General features: G+C 45.1%; 1 protein-coding gene and 1 pseudogene. Both read left to right on the top strand.

Annotation, left to right across the window (positions count from 1 at the left end):
- Positions 1–353, top strand: a pseudogene (locus IM284_RS23120) (hypothetical protein); the annotation flags it as partial.
- Between the two features lie 45 nt (positions 354–398).
- Entirely contained in the window at positions 399–1754 is a 1356-nt protein-coding gene (locus IM284_RS23115; RefSeq protein WP_047955805.1) for an FAD-binding oxidoreductase, read from the top strand.
- The last annotated feature ends 80 nt before the right edge of the window (positions 1755–1834 follow it).

Below are 1834 nucleotides of genomic sequence, written 5' to 3'. Positions count from 1 at the left end.
GCCTTGCACCGACACTCAGAATGCCAAGGACCCCAGAATCTATTAATCTTAAAGACAAATTTATGTGTTATGAAACTGAGAAATCCCTGTCCAAACCCGAAAAAAGTGAATATTTTGACATAGATGGGACATTTAAATTTAGTGCAATGGTTACGCTTAAATCGCCGGAAATTGAACAAATACAGGACAGACTTGTTGATCTCTTTTCCGCTATTGAGGTACACACTAAATCCGGACGACAGCTTGAGGATGAGAATGCACATCCTTATTTTTTGGAATTGATCATTTCAGGCAGACCAGAATATGACGGTCGAACTGCCAGAAAACCATCAGGGTTTAAAAAGCCAGAATAGTTCCACCATAAAGACCTGATTTTATATTTACAATGGAGGCAATGAATGAACATATCAGTTATCGAAAAATTACAGGAAAAATTTGGCGATCATTTTCATACGGAGCCGACATTCAGAGAACAGTACTGCCAAGCTCCGACGGGAATTACTCTTAGTCCTCCCGATGGGGTTGTGATCGTCCGAAATGAGCAGGATATCGTGGATATCGTGACGTTCTGTTCTGTTGAAGGACTGCCCATGATACCAAGTGGTGCCCGGACCTCGATCGAGGGACAGATCAATGCCCCGCAAGGAGGTATATGCATTGATTGCTCTGAAATGAATGCCATTACGGACATCAGCATTGAAGATATGACCGCGACAATCCAGCCCGGTGTCACGCGCGAACAATTGAATGAAGCTCTCCGGGGAACAGGGTTGTTTTTTTCAGTTGACCCAGGTGCAAATGCCTCAATTGGCGGTATGGCCGCAACCCGTGCCTCAGGAACAAACTCAGTGCGTTATGGCACGATGGCAACGAATGTCCGGGCTGCCCGTCTTGTCATGGTTGACGGGTCTATAGCAAACATAGGATCCAGAGCGGTGAAATCAGCTATGGGGCTTGACCTGCTTTCACTTGCCGTTGGTTCGGAAGGCACACTAGGCATTTTCAGTGAGTTAACCGTTAAGCTTCATCCACTCCCTGAAGTTATTCTTTCCGGTGTTTGTGCGTTTGACTCAGTAGAGAATGCCGTCAGGGCTGTGACAGACACCTTGAAATCTGCACTACCTATTGCACGTATTGAACTCCTTAATGTTTCCGCAGTTCGGGCATGTAATGCTTATTCAAAACTGGGATTATCAGAAAAACCGCATTTGTTTGTGGAGTTACACGTTAATAGCCTGTCAATGCCAGGTAATATTGCGTTATTTGAAGAACATGTGCACAGGTACGGGGGGGAAGTACAGCTTTCTTCTCATCCAGAAGAAAGAGAAGCACTGTGGGTAGCACGTCATGATGCGTGGTGGGCATTCCATGCCTTTTATGAAGGTTGCCAGGGGATCCCTACGGATATCTGTGTCCCTCTGTCATGCCTGAGTGCTTGTATTTCTGCAACAGAAACGGATATCGCGAATACAGGGCTCAAGGCTCCCTTAATAGGGCATGTTGGAGACGGTAATTTCCATCTTTTACTTATGCTCCGTGAAGGAGAGGAAGAAACTCCTGTTATACAGGGATTTCTGAGTCGTCTGGCTGAACGAGCTTTGTCATATGGTGGAACCATCAGTGGCGAGCACGGTGTCGGACAGGGAAAAATAAAATGGATGCCAGTGCAGCATGGTGCAGCCCTGCATTTGATGAAAGCCATTAAGTCTGCTTTGGATCCACATAATATCATGAATCCAGCAAAAATGTATTGAGCGGATTCAGCAGAACTATTCTGGTTACACTAAAACGGGAATATTTAGTATGCAATACATATTAATCGTAGGAATAAACA

Origin of the sequence: Enterobacter cloacae complex sp. P12RS (genome assembly GCF_014895875.1) — a bacterium.
GTDB lineage: Bacteria > Pseudomonadota > Gammaproteobacteria > Enterobacterales > Enterobacteriaceae > Enterobacter > Enterobacter bugandensis.
Note: the sequence above shows the minus strand (reverse complement) of the source record. Positions and strands in the feature narration are given on the sequence as shown.

Coding starts and splice junctions, on each gene's coding strand:
- IM284_RS23115 (WP_047955805.1), top strand. CDS start 399: ATGAACATATCAGTTATCGAAAAATTACAGGAAAAATTTGGCGATCAT.